This is a genomic window from Mycobacterium sp. NGS50 (genome assembly GCF_059812545.1).
Map to the genome: position 1 here is coordinate 1 of NZ_JCALCW010000056.1, position 20,760 is coordinate 20,760.

General features: G+C 66.5%; 16 protein-coding genes and 1 pseudogene. 6 read left to right on the plus strand and 11 right to left on the minus strand.

The window, feature by feature from the left end; genetic code table 11:
* The 5 genes and pseudogenes from AC5Y36_RS24735 to ctaD form a co-directional block, all read right to left on the minus strand.
* Positions 1 to 101: pseudogene (locus AC5Y36_RS24735) on the minus strand (enoyl-CoA hydratase); the annotation flags it as partial.
* Positions 98 to 916 (minus strand): NUDIX hydrolase, encoded by an 819-nt coding sequence (locus tag AC5Y36_RS24740; protein ID WP_500043615.1) that lies wholly within the window; start codon positions 914 to 916, stop codon positions 98 to 100. The gene AC5Y36_RS24740 and the pseudogene AC5Y36_RS24735, both read right to left, overlap by 4 nt.
* Positions 913 to 1,755 carry an ABC transporter ATP-binding protein gene (locus tag AC5Y36_RS24745; protein WP_500043616.1) on the minus strand — a complete coding sequence of 281 codons (843 nt, stop codon included), beginning with the start codon at positions 1,753 to 1,755 and terminating at the stop codon, positions 913 to 915. The genes AC5Y36_RS24740 and AC5Y36_RS24745 overlap by 4 nt, the downstream gene beginning before the upstream one ends.
* A gap of 52 nt (positions 1,756 to 1,807) precedes the next feature.
* Positions 1,808 to 3,040 (minus strand): phosphoserine phosphatase SerB, encoded by a 1,233-nt coding sequence (gene serB / locus AC5Y36_RS24750; RefSeq protein ID WP_500043629.1) that lies wholly within the window; start codon positions 3,038 to 3,040, stop codon positions 1,808 to 1,810.
* Positions 3,037 to 4,731, minus strand: a complete 1,695-nt coding sequence (gene ctaD / locus AC5Y36_RS24755) for an aa3-type cytochrome oxidase subunit I (RefSeq protein ID WP_500043630.1) — start codon at positions 4,729 to 4,731, stop codon at positions 3,037 to 3,039. Before ctaD ends, serB begins: the two co-directional genes overlap by 4 nt.
* Positions 4,732 to 4,859: 128 nt before the next feature.
* Between ctaD and AC5Y36_RS24760 the strand changes: the two genes are divergently transcribed.
* Positions 4,860 to 5,933 carry an iron-siderophore ABC transporter substrate-binding protein gene (locus AC5Y36_RS24760; RefSeq protein ID WP_500043617.1) on the plus strand — a complete coding sequence of 358 codons (1,074 nt, stop codon included), beginning with the start codon at positions 4,860 to 4,862 and terminating at the stop codon, positions 5,931 to 5,933.
* 93 nt (positions 5,934 to 6,026) lie between these two features.
* Here the strand turns inward: AC5Y36_RS24760 and AC5Y36_RS24765 are convergent, their stop codons facing one another.
* A complete protein-coding gene (locus AC5Y36_RS24765; protein ID WP_500043618.1) occupies positions 6,027 to 7,889 on the minus strand; it encodes a hypothetical protein in 1,863 nt (620 codons plus the stop codon).
* 194 nt (positions 7,890 to 8,083) lie between these two features.
* On the opposite strand from AC5Y36_RS24765, the gene AC5Y36_RS24770 reads away from it, so the two are divergent.
* Positions 8,084 to 9,628, plus strand: coding sequence for an adenylate/guanylate cyclase domain-containing protein (locus AC5Y36_RS24770; protein WP_500043619.1), 1,545 nt, complete (start codon positions 8,084 to 8,086; stop codon positions 9,626 to 9,628).
* A 142-nt stretch (positions 9,629 to 9,770) separates the two neighbouring features.
* Here the strand turns inward: AC5Y36_RS24770 and AC5Y36_RS24775 are convergent, their stop codons facing one another.
* Complete coding sequence (locus AC5Y36_RS24775) at positions 9,771 to 10,550, minus strand: DUF2127 domain-containing protein (protein ID WP_500043620.1); 780 nt, start codon at positions 10,548 to 10,550, stop codon at positions 9,771 to 9,773.
* A 216-nt stretch (positions 10,551 to 10,766) separates the two neighbouring features.
* Positions 10,767 to 12,299: a serine/threonine-protein kinase gene (locus AC5Y36_RS24780; protein ID WP_500043621.1), complete on the minus strand. Its 1,533-nt coding sequence runs from the start codon at positions 12,297 to 12,299 to the stop codon at positions 10,767 to 10,769.
* Between the two features lie 174 nt (positions 12,300 to 12,473).
* Here AC5Y36_RS24780 and AC5Y36_RS24785 point away from each other — a divergent pair, with 174 nt between their 5' ends.
* On the plus strand, positions 12,474 to 13,526 hold the full coding sequence (locus tag AC5Y36_RS24785) for an NAD(P)-dependent alcohol dehydrogenase (protein ID WP_500043622.1): 1,053 nt from the start codon (positions 12,474 to 12,476) through the stop codon (positions 13,524 to 13,526).
* A gap of 96 nt (positions 13,527 to 13,622) precedes the next feature.
* Here the strand turns inward: AC5Y36_RS24785 and AC5Y36_RS24790 are convergent, their stop codons facing one another.
* Positions 13,623 to 13,949: a DUF3349 domain-containing protein gene (locus tag AC5Y36_RS24790; RefSeq protein WP_500043623.1), complete on the minus strand. Its 327-nt coding sequence runs from the start codon at positions 13,947 to 13,949 to the stop codon at positions 13,623 to 13,625.
* Between the two features lie 179 nt (positions 13,950 to 14,128).
* On the opposite strand from AC5Y36_RS24790, the gene AC5Y36_RS24795 reads away from it, so the two are divergent.
* The 3 genes from AC5Y36_RS24795 to AC5Y36_RS24805 are packed head-to-tail and all read left to right on the plus strand — an operon-like array spanning position 14,129 to position 18,574.
* The gene (locus AC5Y36_RS24795; protein WP_500043624.1) at positions 14,129 to 16,294 is read left to right on the plus strand and encodes an adenylate/guanylate cyclase domain-containing protein; all 2,166 of its coding nucleotides are present in this window, start codon (positions 14,129 to 14,131) and stop codon (positions 16,292 to 16,294) included.
* On the plus strand, positions 16,291 to 17,688 hold the full coding sequence (locus AC5Y36_RS24800) for a mechanosensitive ion channel domain-containing protein (protein WP_500043625.1): 1,398 nt from the start codon (positions 16,291 to 16,293) through the stop codon (positions 17,686 to 17,688). The genes AC5Y36_RS24795 and AC5Y36_RS24800 overlap by 4 nt, the downstream gene beginning before the upstream one ends.
* Positions 17,689 to 17,722: 34 nt before the next feature.
* Positions 17,723 to 18,574 carry a PfkB family carbohydrate kinase gene (locus AC5Y36_RS24805; protein WP_500043626.1) on the plus strand — a complete coding sequence of 284 codons (852 nt, stop codon included), beginning with the start codon at positions 17,723 to 17,725 and terminating at the stop codon, positions 18,572 to 18,574.
* Between the two features lie 15 nt (positions 18,575 to 18,589).
* Here AC5Y36_RS24805 and scpB read toward each other — a convergent pair whose 3' ends face one another.
* Entirely contained in the window at positions 18,590 to 19,360 is a 771-nt protein-coding gene (gene scpB / locus AC5Y36_RS24810; protein WP_500043627.1) for a methylmalonyl-CoA decarboxylase, read from the minus strand.
* A 10-nt stretch (positions 19,361 to 19,370) separates the two neighbouring features.
* A complete protein-coding gene (locus AC5Y36_RS24815) occupies positions 19,371 to 20,684 on the minus strand; it encodes an acetyl-CoA hydrolase/transferase family protein (protein WP_500043628.1) in 1,314 nt (437 codons plus the stop codon).
* Positions 20,685 to 20,760 lie beyond the last annotated feature (76 nt).

Below are 20,760 nucleotides of genomic sequence, written 5' to 3' on the forward strand. Positions count from 1 at the left end.
AACACCTGCCGGGTGAGTGCGTTGGTGGGGGGACGACTCAAGGCCAGGGTGCCGACGCCGGGGTGCTCGGCGCTGACCAGTACTTGGACGAATTCGCTCACTGGCCCCACCCCGGCGGAAGATTGTCGGGCCGCCGCGCCAGTGCCGCGTTGTAGCGCTCGGAGTCGAAGAACTCGAATATCCAGTTGTCGCCGTCGATGGTCAGGTCCGGTTGCACCGCCACCACCTGGCGCTCGACCGCCAACACGTCGGCCACCGTGCGCCCGGCCAGCGAGTCCAGCTGTGTCCATGTCGGCGGCAGCAGCAGGTTGCGGCCCGCGGAGAAGTCCTCGATGGCCGCCTCCGGGGTGATCCAGCCGGCGTGGTCGGATTCGGTGTTCTCGCCGTCGGCGCGCTGACCGGCCGGCAGCGCCCCAACGAAGAAATAGGTGTCGTAGCGGCGGGTGAGTTCGGCCTCCGGGGTGACCCAGTTCGCCCACGGCCGCAGCAGATCGGTGCGCAGCACCAGGTTCTCGGCGCGCAGGAACTCCGCGAACGACAACGTGTTGTCGGCCAGCGCGTGCCGGGCGTCGCGGTATACCGCGGTGTCCCCGACGATGGCGTGCGGGTCGTCGGCGGGCCCGGCGAACAGCACCCCGGATTCCTCGAACGTTTCACGCGCCGCGGCACAAACCAGCGCCCCGGCGAGCTCGGTGTCGACGCCCAACCGGTCGGCCCACCAGGTCGACTGCGGTCCGGCCCAGCCGATCTCGGCGTTGCGGTCGCGTTCGTCGACGCCGCCGCCGGGAAACACCATCACCCGGGGCGCGAAATGCATCCGGGAGTGTCGCCGCATCAGGAACACGTCGAGGCCGGGTTCGCCGTCGCGGATCAGCATCACGGTGGCGGCCGGGCGCGGGGTGAGCGGCTCTGTCATGACGGCCTCCGGTGTGCGGCACGGGCGCGGGTGCGCCGGGCGAAATAGCGTCCGTCGATCACGTCCAGCGCGATCGACTGGTCGAATGCCGCGGAGAGGTTCTCCGCGGTCAGCACGTCGGCCAGCAGGCCCGCCGCCACCGCCTGCCCCGCCGAGAGCAGCAGGCAGTGGCTGAATCCCGGCGGAATCTCCTCGACGTGGTGGGTGACCAGCACGAGGGCCGGCGCGTCTGGGTCGGCGGCCAGGTCGGCCAACCGCGCCACCAGTTCCTCGCGCCCGCCCAGGTCGAGGCCGGCGGCCGGCTCATCAAGAAGCAGCAGTTCGGGGTCGGTCATCAGCGCCCGCGCGATCAACACCCGTTTGCGTTCGCCTTCGGACAGCGTGCCGTAGCGGCGGTCGGCCAGGTGCTCAGCACCCAGGCTTTCCAACAGGTCGATGGCTCGGTGGTAGTCGACTTCGTCGTAGCGCTCCCGCCACCGGCCCAGCACCGCGTAGCCGGCCGAGACGACCAGGTCGCGCACCACCTCGTCGTCGGGAATCCGTTGCGCCAGCGACGACGAGCTCAAGCCCACCCGGGCGCGCAATTCGGAGGCGTCGGTGCGGCCGAGTTGCTCACCGAGCACGAAGGCGGTCCCGCTCGACGGGTGTTCGGTGGCTGCGGCGATGCGCAGCAGCGATGTCTTCCCGGCTCCGTTGGGGCCGATGATCACCCAGCGTTCGTCGAGCTCGACCGCCCAGTCCAGCGGTCCCACCAGCGTTTGGCCGTTGCGGCGTAACGAAATGTCCCGAAGGTCCAGCAACAGGTCGGGGTCGGCTGCGGCGCCAGCGGTTTCGGGCACCTGACCATCGTGCCGTACCGCGTCTCCGTCGCGGTCGTGGGGTCGCTGGTCCCTACTCGGCGGGGATCTCGACGCGGCGCGACACCCCGTCGATGGCGTCTGCCGCCTCGATCTCACCGCGGGTCACACCCAAGATGAACAGCACCGTGTCCAGATACGGGTGGCTCAGCGACGCGTCGGCAACTTCGCGCAGCGCCGGTTTGGCGTTGAACGCCACCCCCAGACCGGCCGCGGACAACATGTCGATGTCGTTGGCACCATCACCGACCGCGACCGTCTGCTGCATCGGCACCCCGGCCTGGTGCGCAAAATCCCGCAACGCCTTGGCTTTTCCAGCCCGGTCGACAATCGGGCCCACCACCCGGCCGGTCAGTTTGCCGTCGACGATCTCCAGTTCGTTGGCCGCGACGAAGTCCAGCATCAGCTCATGCGCCAACGGATCGATGACCTGACGGAAGCCACCGGACACCACGCCGCATTGATAGCCCAGCCGGCGCAGCGTGCGCAGCGTGGTGCGGGCGCCGGGCGTCAACTCCAGCTCATCACCGACCTCGTCGAGCACCTCGGCAGGCAGACCGGCCAAGGTGGCCACCCGCTCCCGCAGCGAGGCGGCGAAGTCCAGTTCACCGCGCATCGCGGCCTCGGTGATCGCCGCGACCTCGGCCTCCTTGCCCACCCGGGCGGCGAGCATCTCGATGACCTCACCCTGGATCAGCGTCGAGTCGACGTCGAACACGATCAGCCGTTTGGCCCGCCGGGCCAGGCTGGTGTCTTCCACCGCCACGTCCACCCGCTGTTCGCCGGCGACCCGGGTCAGCGCGGTGTGCAGCTGCCTGCCGATCTCGGCCGGCGCCGACACCCGCAATTCCAGACCGGTGACCGGATAGTCCGAGACGCCGCGGATGCCTTCGATGTTCACCCCGAGTGCGGCCAGCTCCCCCGCCAACGCGGCGAACGCCTCAGCGGTGATCGGGCGGCCCAACACCACGATGGTGTGGGTGGACGGCTCCCCGATGATCGGCAGGTCGTCGCTGCGTTCGATGGAGACGTCCAGGCCGACCCCGCGGATGGCTGCCTCGACCTCGCCGCGGAACGCGGACGCGCCGGCGACGTCGGGTACCGCCGACACCAGCACCCCCAGGGTGAGCCGGTCGCGAATCACCACCTGTTCGACGTTGAGCAGCTCAACCTTGTGCCGCGACAGCACGTCGAACAGCGCCGACGTCACGCCCGGCTGATCGACACCGGTGACGGTGATCAACACCGTCACTTTGGGCGTACTCAGTGGCTACGCCCCACATGCGCTTCGGCGCGCATCCGCTCCACCATGTGCGGGTAGTGCAGCTCGAAGGCCGGGCGCTCCGAGCGGATGCGCGGCAGTTCGGTGAAGTTGTGCCGCGGCGGCGGGCAACTGGTCGCCCACTCCAGCGAGTTGCCGTAGCCCCACGGGTCGTCCACGGTGACCACTTCGCCGTAGCGCCAGCTCTTGAACACGTTCCAGCTGAACACGATCATCGACGCACCCAGGGTGAACGCCCCGATGGTGGACACCACGTTGAGCGTGGTGAAGCCGTCGCCGGGCAGGTAGTCGGCGTAGCGACGCGGCATACCCTCGTCGCCGAGCCAGTGCTGCACCAGGAAGGTGGTGTGGAAACCGATGAAGGTCAGCCAGAAGTGCAGCTTGCCCAGGCGCTCGTCGAGCAGGCGGCCGGTCATCTTCGGGAACCAGAAGTAGATCCCGGAGAAGGTGGCGAACACGATGGTGCCGAACAGCACGTAGTGGAAGTGCGCCACCAGGAAGTAGGAGTCGGCGACGTGGAAGTCGATCGGCGGGCTGGCCAGCATGACGCCGGTCAGACCACCGGCCAGGAAGGTGACGATGAACCCGACCGCGAACAGCATCGGTGTCTCGAACGTCATCTGCCCTTTCCACATGGTGCCGATCCAGTTGAAGAACTTCAGCCCGGTGGGCACCGCGATCAGGAAGGTCATGAACGAGAAGAACGGCAGCAGCACCGCGCCGGTGGCGAACATGTGGTGCGCCCACACCGCCGCCGACAGCGCCGCGATGGACAGCGTGGCGTACACCAGCGTGGTGTAGCCGAAGATCGGCTTGCGGCTGAACACCGGCACCACTTCGCTGATGATCCCGAAGAACGGCAGCGCGATGATGTAGACCTCGGGGTGCCCGAAGAACCAGAACAGGTGCTGCCACAGCAGCACGCCACCGTTGGCGGCGTCGTACACGTGGGCGCCCAGGTGCCGGTCGGCGGCCAGCCCGAACAGGGCGGCGGTCAGCAGCGGGAACACCAGCAGCACCAGGATCGACGTGACCAGGATGTTCCAGGTGAAGATCGGCATCCGGAACATGGTCATGCCCGGGGCGCGCATGCACACCACGGTGGTGATCATGTTGACGCCACCCAGGATGGTGCCCAGACCACCGACGGCCAGGCCGACGATCCACAGGTCGGCACCCGCGCCGGGGGTGTGGACCGCGTCCGACAGCGGGGTGTAGGCGGTCCAGCCGAAGTCGGCGGCACCACCGGGAGTGATGAACCCGGCGATGGCGATCATGGCGCCGAACACGAACAGCCAGAACGAGAAGGCGTTCAGCCGCGGGAACGCCACGTCCGGGGCACCGATCTGCAGCGGCAGCACCAGGTTGGCGAACCCGAACACGATCGGCGTTGCATAGAACAGCAGCATGATCGTGCCGTGCATGGTGAACAGCTGGTTGAACTGCTCGTTGGACAGGAACTGAAGTCCCGGCGCCGCCAGCTCGGTGCGCATCAGCAGCGCCAGCAGGCCGCCGATGAAGAAGAAGATCATGCAGGCGACGCAGTACATGATGCCGATCAGCTTGTGATCGGTCGTCGTCACCATCTTGTAGAGCAGGCTGCCCTTCGGGCCCAGCCGTGCCGGGAATGGACGACTGGCCTCTAGTTCTCCCCGCGGGGGCGCTTCGGCGGTCAAGATTCCTCCAAACGTGGGCATGCCGGGAAACTCGAGTGGAATCCTAACCCTGAACCCCGCCGCGTCGGTATCGACCTCCTACAAACTGTCGTATTGGTGTCGGGTGCGCGGATGTTACCGTCGGCGACGTGGTCAAAGCCGGTACCTTCGCAGCGGCGGCAGCGGTGCTGGCCGCGACGGCGGCAACCATCGTCGGCTGCGGAACCGAAGGGTCGGCTCCGCCCTCGACATCGGTGATCACCAGCACCACCAAAATCGCGGGAGCAGGCGTGCTGGGCAATCAGCGTCGCCCCGACGAGTCCTGCGCACCTGAACCGGCCAAAATCGATCCGGGCACCCGGCAGGCGCAGAACGCCCCCGGCGTGGAGCCCGAGAACGTCGAGGTGCCCGAGGACCCGCAGCGCATCGTGGTGCTCTCCGGGGATCAGCTCGACGCGTTGTGCGCACTGGGTCTGCAGGCGCGCATCGTGGCCGCCGCGCTGCCCGACGGGTCCGACACCCAACCGTCCTACCTGGGCGCCGTCGTACACGATGTGCCGCCCGCGGGTGGGCGCAACGCCCCGGATCTGGCCGCGATCAGCGCGGCACATCCGGATCTGATCCTGGGCGCACAGGCGCTGACCCCGCAGCTGTACCCGGATCTGGCCAAGATCGCGGCAGCGGTGTTCACCGGTCCGCCCGGCGCCGGGTGGGAGGAAAACCTGCACGCCGTCGGTGTCGCGACCGGTCGCGGCGCCGCCGCCGATGCGCTGGTCGACGGCTTCACCACCAAAGCCGCCCAGGTCGGAGCCGAGCGCGACGCCACCCACTATCAGGCCTCGGTCGTGCAGCTCACCGAGAACACCATGCGGATCTATGGCTCCGACAACTTCCCGGCCAGCGTGCTGGCCGCGGCCGGGGTGGACCGCCCGGCCGCACAACGGTTCACCGACAAGCCCTACGTCGAGATACCCACCGACGATCTGCGGCGGGCGAACTTCGCGGCCGCCGACGCCGACATCGTCTTCGTCTCGTTCGCCACACAGGCGGCCAAGGACCGGGCCGAGACGGTGCTGGACAGCGCGCCCTGGCGCAAGCTGTCGGCCAACCAGGCCAACCGGGTGTTCGTGGTCAACAACGAGGTGTGGCAGACCGGACGAGGGGTGGTCGCGGCCTGCGGGATCCTCGACGACCTGCGGTTTCTCAACGCCCCAGTCAACTGATCCGACCCGCGTGCCGCTGAAATAGACGTCCAGATTGACTCATAGCCCCGGATAACGGCTGTTTTTCAAATTTGGACGTCGATCTCAGCAGCCCTACCCCTGCGCGATCACCCGCTGCAATTCGTCCGAGGCTGCCTGCCGGGCTGCCTGCGCGTCATGCCTCAGGCGGCGGACATCCGCGTCCAGGCCGTTGGCGCGGTCTTGCAGCGCTTCGAGGTCACGCACCTGCCGGGCCCGCAACGCGCCTTCGGCGCCGTCGGTGCCGAGCACCCGCAACTGCTCGGCGATGCGGCTCTGCGCGGCGTAGAGCTCGTCGCGTTCCTCTTGCACCCGTTCGCTTTGGTCCTCGAGCCGGCGCGCTGTGTTCCAGTGCGCCAGCACCTGCGACAGCGCGCCCACCGTCTCCGCGTCCAGTGAACGCGCGGCCAGCCACTGTTCCAGCTGGCCCGGTGCCAGGTCGTCGTAGGCGATCTTGCGGTACACCGGCCAGCTCTCCAACACGGTTGCCGTGGCCGTCTGATGACCGGGTACCGGGACGCTGAACCGGTAGAACGACCCGTCGCGGGCAACCTCGGCGACGCCGTCCTGCGCCGTGACGGTGGCATCCGGCGTGGCGGGCAGCTCGAAGATCACCTCGACCGGCTCCTCATGATCGTTTTCGGCGCGCAGCGTGTGTCGCCGCTCGCGGCGCTGCTCCTCGATGACGCCGTCGTCGGCCAACCGGATTCGGGTTGTGATCGTGTGACCGGTCGCGTCGCTGCGGCAGCGCACCGCGAGATCCTTGGCGAAGACCAACCGCACATCGGCGCCGCGGGCGGTGAACCCCAGCATGGCTTCCCCGGCATAGCTGTCCTGTTCGTAGATCACCGCCGGTCCTTCCTCGAGGACCACACCGGTGGTGTTGACGAAGGCCAGCACGATGTCGGGCGCGGGACCGCGGTCGTTGCGCCACAACAGCTCCCGGCGCACCGTGTCGACGGGTGCCACCGCCAGCGGAACCATGGCCGCGCCACCGCGTTTCAACGAGACCGGAGTGGTCAACCGGTATTCGAAATACTCACCGCGTTCGGCCGACTCCACTTCGTCGGCGGCATCCTGGTAGGCCGCGGCGTATCCGGCGGCGCTACCGGGCGCCGCCATGATGGCCGCGCGTGCCGCGACGGGCGGCGGGCCTGCCAACCGATCGCTCTCCTCGATGACCGTGCGCTGAACATGCTTGCCGTGATACAGGTCGATATCGAACGAAATAGGTTGGCCGGTAGTCAATGTCAGCTCGACATCGGTCAGGTCCTCGTCGAGCGGGTTGTGGACGATACCCATGGCGACCATCGTCAGCGCCTCACCGTCACGGACCATCCGGTACGACACCCGCCAGACCGGCGCCGGGACGATATAGGACACCCGCACGTCGTCGGCCGAGCCGCGAACCCGGATTGTCACCTCGCAGTTCTGACCTGCTGTGGCGGCACGGGACCGGTCGATCAGGTAGTCCAAGTCATCTTTGGACGGGGTCTCCAGCACGTCGAGGTGGTGGGCATCGGTGAGGTCGACCAGGCTGACCGCCCCGGACTCGGTGCGCAGCACCAACGTTCGGCCGCGCGCATCAACCAGGCTGTCAGTGCCGATCACCTCGCCGCGGTGCGCCTGCTCGCCGCTGTGCACCTCGACGGCACGACCCCGGAGCGCGTCGAGCAGCCCGACGAGTGCTTCCCGCGGGGCCAGCAGCAGGTTGCGGTTGGCCAACTCGGTGCGCGGATCGGCCGGGGTGTCGAAGGAGACCGCACCCACCGACGCCTGCCCGCCGGCAGCGTGGACCGTCAGGGATTTCAGCACGTCCTTCATGTCGTCGCGGCGAAACGTCAGGTCGAAGTCGCCGTCGACTGGGCCGCGTCGGTCCACGAAGGCCACACCATGCTTGTAGAGGACGAGGCGGTCAACTTTGGGGCGGGTGCTCATGGTTCGGACCATAACCGTCGGAACCGACATTGCCGGGTTTTCGCACCGGGCCAGCATGCCGGCGACTGGGCCGCCAAACCGCAGAGCCGATGCCGGGCGGGGTTTGTTCCGCACCGCGACCGACAGTCATCGGCACGCCACCAACCTGCACGTATGACGGTACGGCCAGCTCCCGGCCGCAGTACGCTCATGCCGTGCCGGAAACGTCATACGCCAAGTGTGGCGATCTCAGCCTGGCCTATCAGCTATTCGGTGACGGGCCGATCGAGTTCGTCATCGTCGGGCCGTTCGTCACCCACGTCGAGCTGGCCTGGACACTCCCCCAATTCAAGGCGTTCGTCGACCAGCTCGGCACGTTCTGTCGTGTTGCCTGGTTTGACAAGGCCGGGGTCGGCCTGTCGGACCCGGTGCCGAAGGTTCGCACGCTGGAGGAGCGAGCGTCCGAGATCGAGGCGATCATGGATACGGTCGGCTTCGAACAGGCCGTCGTGTGCGGTCTGAGTGACGGCGGTCCGGTCGCCATCATGTTCGCGGCAACTCAGCCGACGCGAACAAGGGCGCTGATCCTTTCCGGCACAGTTCCGTATTGGGGTTTCGAGGGATGGGACGACCTGGATCGAGACCCGGCCGAGCTGCGGGCGCTTTTCCTTGCGGAGCTCGGTGAGGACTACACCCCCTCGATCGAGCAGCTCGCCCGCTTTCAGCGAGCGGGCCGCACGGTGCGGTCCGGGTGGGGCAACGGCGAGACGGCCAGCATCAGTGCCCCCTCGTTCCGGTCGATACGCCAGCTCGCGATGTGCGAGCGCATGTGTGCGAGCCCGGGAATGGCGCGGGCATCATTTGAAGCGGCGTTTCTGATCGACGTGCGGCCGCTCCTGCCGACGCTCACCGCGCCCACCCTGGTCATCCATGCCCGCGAGGACCACGCGGTTCCGGTGCAGGGCGGCCGGTATATCGCCGCCCATATCCCCGGCGCGCGATACCTGGAGGTCGAAGGTATCGACCACGCACCCTTTCTCACCGAGCCGGACAAGATCCTGACCGAGGTCGAAGAGTTCCTCACCGGCGGCCACGCGGCGCCGGCGCAGTCACACCGCGCCCTGCGCACCGTGTTGTTCACCGACATCGTCGCTTCGACGCAACACGCCGCGGCTACCGGCGACGAGCGGTGGCGCGCGGTGCTGCAACGCTTCGGTGACATCACCACCGAGCTCACCCAACGATTCAACGGCGCGGTCGTCAAGAGCACCGGCGACGGCCACCTCGCCACGTTCGACGGCCCGACGCAGGCGATCCGTTGCGCCGAGGCACTGCAGACCGACGCCGACACCCTGGGCATCGAGATCCGCGTCGGCATCCACACCGGCGAATGCGAACTGATCGACAACGACATTGCCGGCATGGCAGTACACATCGCGGCACGGATCGTCGGCCAAGCCGGCGCCGGCGACATCCTCGTCTCACGCACCGTGCGTGACCTGGTCGTCGGCTCGGGCACCGGCTTCGAGGACCGCGGCACCGTCGAACTACGCGGCGTCCCCGGCACCTGGCAACTCCTCGCCGTCGACCGCAACGGTCCCCCGGCCGGATCTGCCGAGGCTGAACTGGCGTCGACGCCAACCCCCGGCCCTCAGGCATCGATGCGCCGCTCGGACCGCGCCATAGCCGTGATCGCAAGGCAGACACCATGGATCCTGCGCGGCGCAGCCCGCATCGCCCTGACCAGCCATCGCAAGTAAACAGCAACACCGAGACGCAACCCAATTACGCTCGGTCAAAGGACCTTTCGGCCACGGCCCCTGTCCGCGACCGCACGGGCCGATGAAGGCGACGCCGTGCTTATCGCGCAGCAACCGTCGGTTTGGACAGTCGGGAGTGGCGTTAGGTCGGTGTACCGCTGGCGGATTCGGCGAGGCCCGCGCGCTCGACGCTCAACAAGCTTTCCTCTCGGTGTTCGTGACGGTATGCGTCGGCACCGCCATTGAGGCCGAAGAGACGTTTGCTCCACAGCAGCCACACGACAGCGACGACGTTGACCAGGAATGCAGCCATCCGAAGCGCGGTCAGCTTCTCGGTCAGTTCGTAGATTTCGAACGGCAGAAACACGCTGGTCGCCACCACCGCGAAGTACTCGCCCCACCGGCGCACCAGCCACAAGCCGACGGCCTCGACAAGCTCGATCGCGGCATAGGCGAGCAGTCCGATGGCGATCAGTAGGAACGTCGATGACGACCAGCTCAGGGCGTGGCCGATGTGCTGCAGGATCTTCGAGTCATCCGGATTCCAGCCGATCTGGTCGGCTAGCGGCCGAATCAACGGAATCTCCTGTTCGAATGCCTGCTGCAACCGTTCCCGCGACCCGCGGACCTTGAGCACGCCGGCCGCGAGCAACAGAAACAGAGCCCCTCTGATTGCCCGTTCGACCGCGAGCACCCGCATCAAGGTCCGATCCCGCAGCAACCGGCCACGCGGTATCTCCGGTGCGGTGTCGGCCGGACCGCGACGCCGCGGCGGGCCGACCACAAATGTCTCGCACCGTAGGCAGCGCCACGCCTCCCCGACGGGGGTGTCGGCCTTCAGTCGCTCCCGCAGCGCGGGCTCGTCCGGCGCGAAGGTGGCATGCCCACGCAAACCACACGATCGCAGAGCGAAATTCACCATGCAGACACGCTAATCGCAGCGATGTCGGCCGAGTGGCAGGAACGGCTTGAGACGAGGTCTGGCTCCCACGACACCGCCGAGTGGGAACGTCAGCACGTCGTTCATGGTCGCGGCGGAAGGTCAGTTCGAAACCGCCGTCGACCTGAACTTGGGGTAGATGCTCCTGGTTCGGACAGTATCGGGCTGTGCCAACAAGATGGGCGCGTCGCTTCGTGGTTAGCGGACTGGTGGATAGCTCATGGACGGCGGCGCGTCGGGGCCGGCGCCCGTTAGCGGAATCCGACCCCTACTGATTGCCATTCCCAAGACGACAATCGAAATCGGCATCAGAAGTGCAGCCCACTCGGTCAAACCCGACGGCACCGAGCGCAAGTATCCCCAGCGAACAAACATGTTCACGAGGAAGCAGAGCCCTCCTAGCGCCACGAGGAGGGCTGCCATAACCCCAAACTCCCGAAATATTGGTCGCGCGACCATACCGAAAACCGCAACGGACACAATAAGCAACGCTGCAACTAGGCTAATCGACACCCGCGCGGTTGAATAAACCATTGTAGCCGTCGCTATTTCGACCGCACCGACCGTCGCCGCCGCAATGGCGGAAACCCACGCCGAACCTGCTATTCCACCCCCCGCGACGCGGCAAGAGATTGCGATCAATGCGAACGCCAGCGCCAACACCATCCATGGTGACGAAGCAATAGCCAATTCAGACAACGAGTGCGAGTAGAACGGGACAACCACTGTTCCGGCCCCGGCCAACACAGTCAGCATCCCCGCAACAACGAAGTTCGCTGGCCGACGCCAGGGTCGATCAGCGGGCTGATCGTGCATGTGCGCCCCGCGGTGGGCGTAGTGATCCTGCGGCACCCACCCGGCCTGGGTGGGCGCCAGTTGCGTCGACGCCACCAACGTGGGCGCCGCATAAGTGCCAGGTGCCGCATGCCCATCCACCACACCCCGCGCCGCCTCGGCCAACGCCACCGCCGACTGGAACCGCTGGGTCGGGTCCTTGGCCATCCCGACGGCCACCACCTCGTCGAACCCCGGCGACACCCCAGACTCCGAAGGTCGCGGCGGCGGCTTGGTCAGATGCCCCGCGATCTGCTGCTCCATGCTGCCCCCGCCATAGGGCGAACGCCCGGTCAGGCACTCGTGCAAGACGCATGCCAACGCATAGATATCGATCCCCGGCCCACCATCCCCAGTCTCGAACCGCTCCGGCGCCATGTAGGCGAACGTGCCGATCGCCGCGCCGGTGCTGGTGAGCCGGGTCGCATCGGTCTGGCGCGCAATACCGAAGTCGATCAGGTACACGAAGTCCCGGTTTCCCAACAAGATGTTGGACGGCTTGATATCGCGATGCACCAAACCCGTTGCGTGCGCCGCATCCAACGCCTCAGCCACCTGCTCGACGATGCGCACCGCCCGCGCCGGATCCAGCGCCCCCTCGGCCAGCACCGAACCCAGATCGCGACCCTCGATCAATCGCATATCCACATACAGCCGGCCGTCGATCTCGCCGTAGCTATGAATCGGCACCACGTGCGGATCATTGACCCGCGCCACCAGGTGAGCCTCCCGACGAAACCGCTGCTGAAACGTTTCATCGCTGGCCACCTGCGGCGCCAGCACCTTCAGCGCCACCTCACGGTCGGTCTCGGTGTCATAGGCCCGAAACACCTGGCCCATGCCGCCCTGGCCCAACAACTCAAGCAGCCGATACCGACCAAACGACGTCTCGGCCACAACTCCCCTACCTGCAGATGGATGTGTCAAAGATTACGTCACAGCCCCGGCACCGCCATCACGCTGGGCAAACAGTCTTCGACGTCGCGCCTACGCTGGGATAGGGGCAACCCCCGCACAATTTACTTCGCTAAGCTATACAAAACGCCGCCGAGTCGAAGAGGGATATCACCGATGAGCACCGTTTCCGCCTATGCCGCCACCTCGCCTACCGGGCCGCTGACCAAGACCACCATCACCCGCCGCGAGCCCGGCCCCCACGACGTGGCTTTCGACATCAAATTCGCCGGCATCTGCCACTCCGACATCCACACCGTCAAAGCCGAATGGGGCACACCCCGCTACCCGGTGGTGCCCGGCCACGAGATCGCGGGTGTGGTGACCGCCGTCGGCTCCGAGGTGACCAAATACAAGGTCGGTGACCGCGTCGGGGTCGGCTGCTTCGTCGACTCCTGCCGGGAATGCCCCAGCTGTTTAGCCGGCCTCGAGCAATACTGCACCGGCGGCGGCATGATCGGCACCTACAACGGCATCGGCCGCGACGGCGAGCCCACCCAGGGCGGCTACAGCGGTGCCATCGTCGTCGACGAGAACTACGTGCTGCGCATTCCCGACGAAATCCCCTTGGATGCCGCCGCACCCCTGCTGTGCGCGGGCATCACCCTGTACTCGCCGCTGCGGCACTGGAATGCGGGCCCCGGCAAGCGGATCGCGGTGATCGGCCTGGGCGGGCTCGGTCACATGGGCGTCAAACTGGGTGCGGCGATGGGCGCGGACGTCACGGTGCTGTCCCAGTCGCTGAAGAAGATGGAGGACGGGCTGCGGTTGGGTGCGAACCATTACCACGCCACCTCCGACCCCGACACCTTCAAGGCGCTGCGCGGCAGCTTCGACGTCATCCTCAACACCGTGTCGGCGAACCTGAACCTGGGCGCCTACCTGAACCTGTTGACCGTCGACGGCACCTTGGTCGAACTCGGCATGCCCGAGCACGACATGGCCGTGCCGCCGTTCCCGCTGGCCGGGATGCGCCGCAGCTTGTCCGGGTCGATGATCGGCGGCATCGCCGAGACCCAGGAAATGCTGGACTTCTGCGCCGAGCACGACGTGCGGCCCGAGATCGAAGTCATCGAGCCGGACTACGTCAACGAAGCCTACGAGCGGGTGCTGGCCAGCGATGTGCGGTATCGCTTCGTCATCGACACGGCCAGTCTTCAAGCCGGCTAGACGGGCTCAACCTCGACCACGCGCCGAGCGTGCATCCAGGATGGAATAACCGCGAAATCGTCGCCCTGAGTGCACGTTCGGCGAAGCGCGCGCCGCCTACTCCTCGTCTGAGTGAACACCCGCCAGCGGCCAACCGGCGGCCGCCAGCCTGCTCGCCACCCGCGCAATGTTCTCCGGGCCGGCGTCGTACTGCGTCACCTCGGAGATGAATTCCCCGATCTCGTCATGGGTGATCTCCCCGTCGGCCAGCGCCTGCGAGTTGTTCTTGGTGATGTTGCGGACCACCTCGCGGACCTGGTCCTCGGTCAGCGGGGTGCTGCGCAACAGCGCCAGCAGCGGCACCCGGTCCGGGCCGGGAACACCGTCGGGGTAACCGACCTGCAACCAGCGCAGGATGGACGCGAGAAGCGAGACAGTAGACACGCCGACAGTATCGCGGCTGTGCATGCCGCTCGCCACTTGGGCGCGCCGGTATCCGCGGGCCGGTAGGGCAACGACGTCGGCGTTCATCACTTTTCGGCAAACGCCGTTTTGGGCGTGGTCGCGCGCTAGTCTGCTCCGTGATCGGCTTGTCTTGGTGCGGCGCGGGGTGAGGAAGCCAATTGACGTCGAGGCAGCTAACGGAGGCGGCATCCGACGGGGGGGACACCCACGACGTCCCGCAGCGTCGGCTGCTTGCCCGGCTGAGCATTCAGTCCAAGCTGATGCTGATGCTGATGGCGTCCAGCATCGTGTCGATATCGGTAATCCTCGCTGTCGGCTATGCGGCAGGGCACAGCTCGATGCGGGACTTGAACGCCGAGCGCTTGATCGAACTGCGCGAATCGCAGAAACGGGCCGTGCAAATGCTGTTCGCCGACCTGACCAACTCGTTGATCGTCTACAGTCACGACCCGACGACCGTCCAAGCCCTGCACGCGTTCACCTCCGGCTTCGACCAACTGGACAACGCCACCATCACCCCCGCCCAGCAGCAGGCGATCGCCGGCTACTACCGCAAGGAACTCATCCAGCCCACGGATCGAGTGACGGGCGACAACCTCGATATCAACCTGCTGCTGCCGAGCGCGAACGCGCAGAAATACCTGCAGGCGTATTACACGGCGCCGTCCATTCCGGAGCGCGCCTCGCGCCTCGACGACGCCGGTGACGGCAGCGCCTGGTCGGCGGCAAACGCGCAATTCAACGACCACTTCCGCGACATCGTCACCCGCTTCGAGTACGGGGACGCATTGCTGTTGGACATGCGGGGCAACGTCGTCTACTGCTCGAACAAAGACGCCGATCTGGGCACCAACATCCTGACCGGCCCGTATCGCGAATCCACGCTGCGCAAAGCTTACGAAAAGGCGTTGGGCGCCAACGACGTCGACTTCGTGTGGATCACCGACTTCCAGCCGTACCAACCGGCTCGCGGGGTTCCCACCGCGTGGCTGGTCTCTCCGGTCGGCACCCGAGACCGGATCGACGGTGTGCTGGCCTTGCCGATGCCGATTGCGAAGATCAACCGGATCATGACCGCCGACAAGGGCTGGGAAGCCGCCGGGATGGGGACGACGGCCGAGACGTACCTGGCCGGTCCCGACGGCCTGATGCGTTCGCTTTCGCGCGTCCTGGCCGAAGACCCGCGGCGCTACCAGCGGGAGGCGGTGGCGACCGGAACACCGCCCGACGTGGCGGAGCGGGCCATCCGGCTCGGTGGCACCACGCTGGTGCAACCCGTCACAACGGCCGCTCTGCGCGCGGCCCAACGGGGAGAAACCGGCACGGTCAGAGACACCGACTACCTGGGCAGGCCAGCGTTGGAGGCCTACACGCCGCTGATCGTCCCCCACTCCGACCTGCACTGGTCGATCCTGGCGACACGGAACGACTCCGAGGTCTTCGCACGCGAACAGTCGTTCGTCAAAACGCTGGTGTTGACCACCGCGGCGATCATTACCGGCATGTGTCTGGTGTCACTGCTGCTCGCCCAGATCTTCCTGCGGCCAATCCGGCGGCTGCAAACCGGAACCCAGCGGATCAGTTCCGGGGACTACGACGTTGCCGTCCCGGTCACATCGCACGACGAAATCGGCAACCTCACAGCATCTTTCAACAAGATGAGTCGCAGCCTGGCCAACAAGGAGGAACTGCTCAACGAGCAGCGCCGAGAAAACGACCGCTTGCTGCTGGCGCTCATGCCGGAGCCGGTCGCTCAGCGCTATCGACACGGTGAACAACCCATCGCCCAGGACCACCCGGACGTCTGCGTGATCTTCGCCGACCTCGTCGGGCTCGACGAGGTGTCAACGGAGCTGTCCGGTGACGAGTTGGTGGGCCTGGTAGATGAACTGTTCCGGCAGTTCGACGCGGCGGCCGAGGCTCTGGGTGTCGAGCGGATCCGCACGCTGCACAACGGATACCTCGCTGGCTGCGGGGTGACGACACCGCGGCTGGACAGTGTGAGCCGGACCATCGAGTTCGCCCGGGAGATGCAGCGCATCGTCGATCGGCTCAACGGCCAATTCGGGCGGGAACTGGGCCTTCGGGCCGGCATCAGCACCGGCAAGGTCGTCAGCGGCCTGGTCGGGCGATCCAGCGTGGTCTACGACATGTGGGGCGCCGCCGTCAGCCTGGCCTACCAGATACACGGTGGCGCAGCACAACCCGGGATTTACGTCACCGAGTCAGTCCATGAGCTGATGAAGGACACCTGCCAGTTCTCGCCCCCCGGCTCCGACGAGGCATCCGAGCAGCAGACCTGGCGCCTGTCGGAGCAGCAATGAGAGTGTTCGACGCGTCGTGGTTCTACTGGGCAGTCGGTGTCGCGGTAGGACTTCCAGTGGGGATGATCCTGCTCACCGAATGGCATCACGTGCTGCTGCGCCGACACAGCAAGCTGGCTCGATCGCTCAGCATGCTGCGCACCTACCTGCTGCCGCTGAGCGCGCTGTGGCTGCTGCTGGTCAATGTTGCGCAGGTCTCGACCACGGACACCGCCGCGCGCGGCATCGCCACGCTGTTTGCCTTCGTCGTTCTGCTGCTGTTGTTGTCCGGGCTCAAAGCGACCCTGTTCCAGAGTGCCCCCGACGGGACCTGGCGCAGGCGAGTACCCGCCATCTTCCTTGACGTCACCCGATTTCTGCTGATCGGAGTCGGTCTGGCGCTGATCCTTTCCGGGGTCTGGGGCACCAACATCGGCAAGCTGTTCACGGCACTCGGAGTGACCTCGGTCGTTCTCGGCCTGATGCTGCAGAACTCGGTCGGCCAGATCGCATCGGGCCTGTTCATGTTGTTCGAACAGCCGTTCCGGACCGGTGATTGGCTGGACACGCCCGCCGCCCGGGGACGCGTCGTCGAGGCGAACTGGCGGGCCGTCCACATCCACACCGGCAACGGACTGCAGATCACCCCGAACTCGGTGCTGGCCACCACATCGTTCACCAACCTCAGCCGCACCGGTGGCACACACAAGCTCGAGATCACCACCAAGTTCTCAACCGCCGACCCTCCGGACCGGGTGTGCGCGATGTTGTCGCGGGTCGCCGGGGAGCTGCCCCAACTCAAGGCCGACGCCACCGCCGACTCGGTGGTCCTCGGCGCCGGCGAGTACCGCACCACGGTGACACTGAACTCGCCGGCCGACGACAGCACCGCCCAAGCCACCTTCCTGCGGTGGATCTGGTATGCCGCACGCCGCGCGGAGTTGCACCTGGACGGCGCCGACGATGACTTCTCGGCCCCACAGCGCGTCGAGGCGGCGCTGGGCGCGGTGGTGGTGCCGTTGCTGCGACTAAACCCCGCCGATCACCACGCCCTGATTCCGCACACCAGGTTGGTTCGGTACGGCGCGGGCGAAATCGTGCAGCAGATCGGCGAAGTGCCCACCGTAGTAACGTTTTTGATCAGTGGCACGGTACGACTGACCACAACCGACCAAGCCGGCGCAGCGGTTCCCATGAGCACACTGAACAGCGGCTCGTTCCTGGGGCTGAGCGCGTTGACCCGGCAACCGGTGATCACCGGCGGATACGCACTGGATGAGGTGACCGCATTGGAGGTCGACCGCGCGCCACTCGAACGCCTGGCGATGAGTACCCCCGCATTACTGCAAGACCTTGGCCGACTGATCGACGAACGGCGCAGCAAGGCCCGACAGGTGACCGTTCCCGAAGGGTAGGAACCCCGCCTCACGGCGGACTAACGTCGGCCTTATGGCGACGCGGGTGTGCGTGGTAGGCAGCGTAAACACCGACACGGTGTTCGACCTCGACGCACTACCCCGACCAGGTGAGACCGTGCTGGCGGCGTCGATGCGCACGCTACCTGGCGGCAAGGGCGCCAATCAGGCGGTAGCCGCAGCGCGGGCGGGTGCGCAGGTGCAGTTCGTGGGCGCGGTGGGTGACGACGCGGAGGGCGAGCGACTGCGTGCACATCTGGTGTCAAACGATGTGAGCACCGACAGCCTCATCACGGTGACCGGGCCCAGCGGGGTCGCGGCCGTGCTGGTGGATTCCGCCGGCGCGAACGCGATCGTCGTCGCGCCGGGCGCCAACGCTCAGCTGAGGCTGGACTCGTCGGAGGTGCGCACGGTCATAGCCGGATGTGAAGTCTTGTTGTTGCAGTTGGAGATTCCGATTACCACCGCCGTGGCCGCGGCCCGGCACGCACACGCGGCGGGCGCGATCGTCATCGTCAACGCCTCACCGGCGGGCCGCGCCGTGCATCAGCTGGCCGAGCTCACCGATGTATTGATCGTCAACGAGACCGAAGCCGCGCGGTGGGCGTGGCCGGTGGCACACCGGGTGATCACGCGCGGGGCTGCCGGTGCGACCTATACCGGCGCCGCCCGGACGTTCACGGTGGCGGCACCGACCGTAGAGGTGCTCGATACCACCGGTGCCGGCGACGTGCTCGCCGGCGTGCTCGCCGCCGGATGGACCACTGGCTGCGAGTATGCCCTGCGCCGGGCGTGCGCGGCCGCCGCCCTGTCGACATTGCTGCCCGGCGCCGGCAACTGCGCACCGGGCAGCGACGCCATCGACGACGCACTCAAGCGGGACTGACCCGGCAGATCGTCGCTAGAAGTTCGGCGGGCGCTTCTCCAGGAAGGCACGGACTCCTTCGTGATAGTCCGGGCCGAAGTAGACGTTACGGCGCAGGCCGTGCAGATACTCGAACGTGTCCGGGTTGATGGGCACCGATTCGCTGAGCACCCGGATGGATTCCTTCGCCGCAGCTATCGCGGCGGCCGAGCGCGTACTCAGGATGTGCGCCATGCCGTAAACGGTTTCCTCAAGCTCGGCAGCCTGTACGAGTTGGTTGACGATGCCGACACGCTCAGCGCGTTCGGCCGCTATCGGCTCGGCCGAGAAGAACATCTCCTTCACCGTATTGAGCGGTAGGCGGCTCATGAAGTTGAGCAGCCCACCAACGTTGTAGGGCAGGCCCAACTTTGCCGGGGTGATGGCGAATGCGGCGGTCTCATCGCCGTAGACCAGGTCGCAGGACATCACCAGATCGCAAGCGCCACCCCATACCGAGCCCTGCACCATCGCGATGACCGGAGCGGGGAAGCCCTTGACAGCACGCAACAACTGCTCGAGGGGATCGCTGTAGGGCAGCGGATCGACGTCGGCCTTGGGCAGTTCATCAACGTCATGGCCGGCTGACCAGACCTTGCCTGCTGTCGCGCTGCGCAGCACGACAGCGCGGACCTTTTGGGCCCGGAAGTCGTCAAGGGCGGCAACCGTCTCGGCGATCAGGGCGCCGCTGAGCGCGTTGCGCTTATCGTCGCGGTCGAAGGCGACAGTTCCGACGGCGTCAGCGAACGAAGTCTTGATGAAATCCATCGCCCGGCCCTCAGATCAGGGTGACGTTTCGCGCGGCGGCGGTCAGCTCGGCACGGTGGTCGGGGTGGGCGATCCCAATCAGCGCCTCGGCGCGTTCCTTGGTCGACTTGCCACGCAAATTGACCGCGCCGTGCTCGGTGACCACCCACTCCACGTCCATGCGAACGTCAGTCACCATCGCCACCTTGGGGACGATGGTCGACACGGCGCCCTTGTTTGCAGTCGAGGCCAGCGCGATGATCGACTTCCCGCGGCGCGCCAGTGAGGCGCCCTTGACGAAGTCGAACTGACCGCCCGATCCGCTGTATTCGTGTGCACCGATGAACTCGGCATTCACCTGCCCGTAGAGGTCGATCTCGATGGCGGTGTTGACTGAGATGAAGTCGTCGTGCGCCGCGATGGTGCGGATGTCGTTGACGTAGGACGACGGGTAGCTTTCGAACGCGGCGTTGTCGTTCATGAACCGGTAGGACTCCGTGGTGCCGAATGCGACTGTGTAGACGTGCTTGTGCGGGTGCCGGGTCTTGCGTCTGCCGGTCACCGCGCCCTGGTGGATGAGGTCCGCCATGGCAGGTGAGAAGAGCTCCGTGTGGATGCCGAGGTCCGAGTGGTTCCCCAATGCGGATGCGACGCCGGATGGAACCCTGCCGATGCCCAGCTGGATCGTCGCACCGTTGGGCACCATCGGCGCCACCAGACTGCCGATCGCCCGACCTTCGGCCGACGCTTCGGCGCTCCCGGCCTCGATCAACGGCACATGATTCTCGACGATGGCCGAGACCTCGTTGACGTGGATCTGCGACTGACCGAACACTCGCGGCATGTTGCAGTTGACCTCCACGATCAACCGCTTGGCCCGGCGCGCAGCTACCGAGGCGAAGTCGTTGTTGGTGCCAAGTGAGAAGAACCCGCCGGCGTCCATCGGCGAGACCGTGACCACGAAGGTGTCGAGGTCGATTACCTCCTCGAACAGCCTGGGGATCTGACTGAAATTCACCGGAACAAAGCTCAACAGTTTGCGCCCGGTCACTCCCTGCCGCTTGATGATGTCGTGGTCACGCGCACCCATGAAGAAGCTGTGGGCGTCGACCTTCTCGACGACGTCATCGGCTAGGAGCGTGTTCGCGAGCGGCTCCATGGCGATCTTGTAATAGAGCCGAATTCTCCCGAGATCGCCGGCCCGAATCCGGTCGGCGAGCGCTGCCAGCAATGCGGGTGGCTGGCCAATCGCCATGCCGCACGAGACCGTTTCACCGTCGGCGACCGGTGCGACAGCCTGCTGCGCGGTCGTCAGCTTCGACCCGTACAGATCTGTAGTGTCCACCGAGCAAGTGTCTCGGATTTCGCTTCTACAGGGGTCGTTTTCAGGCAGCGCCGCCTGCGCCGCGAGGTGTCCGCAG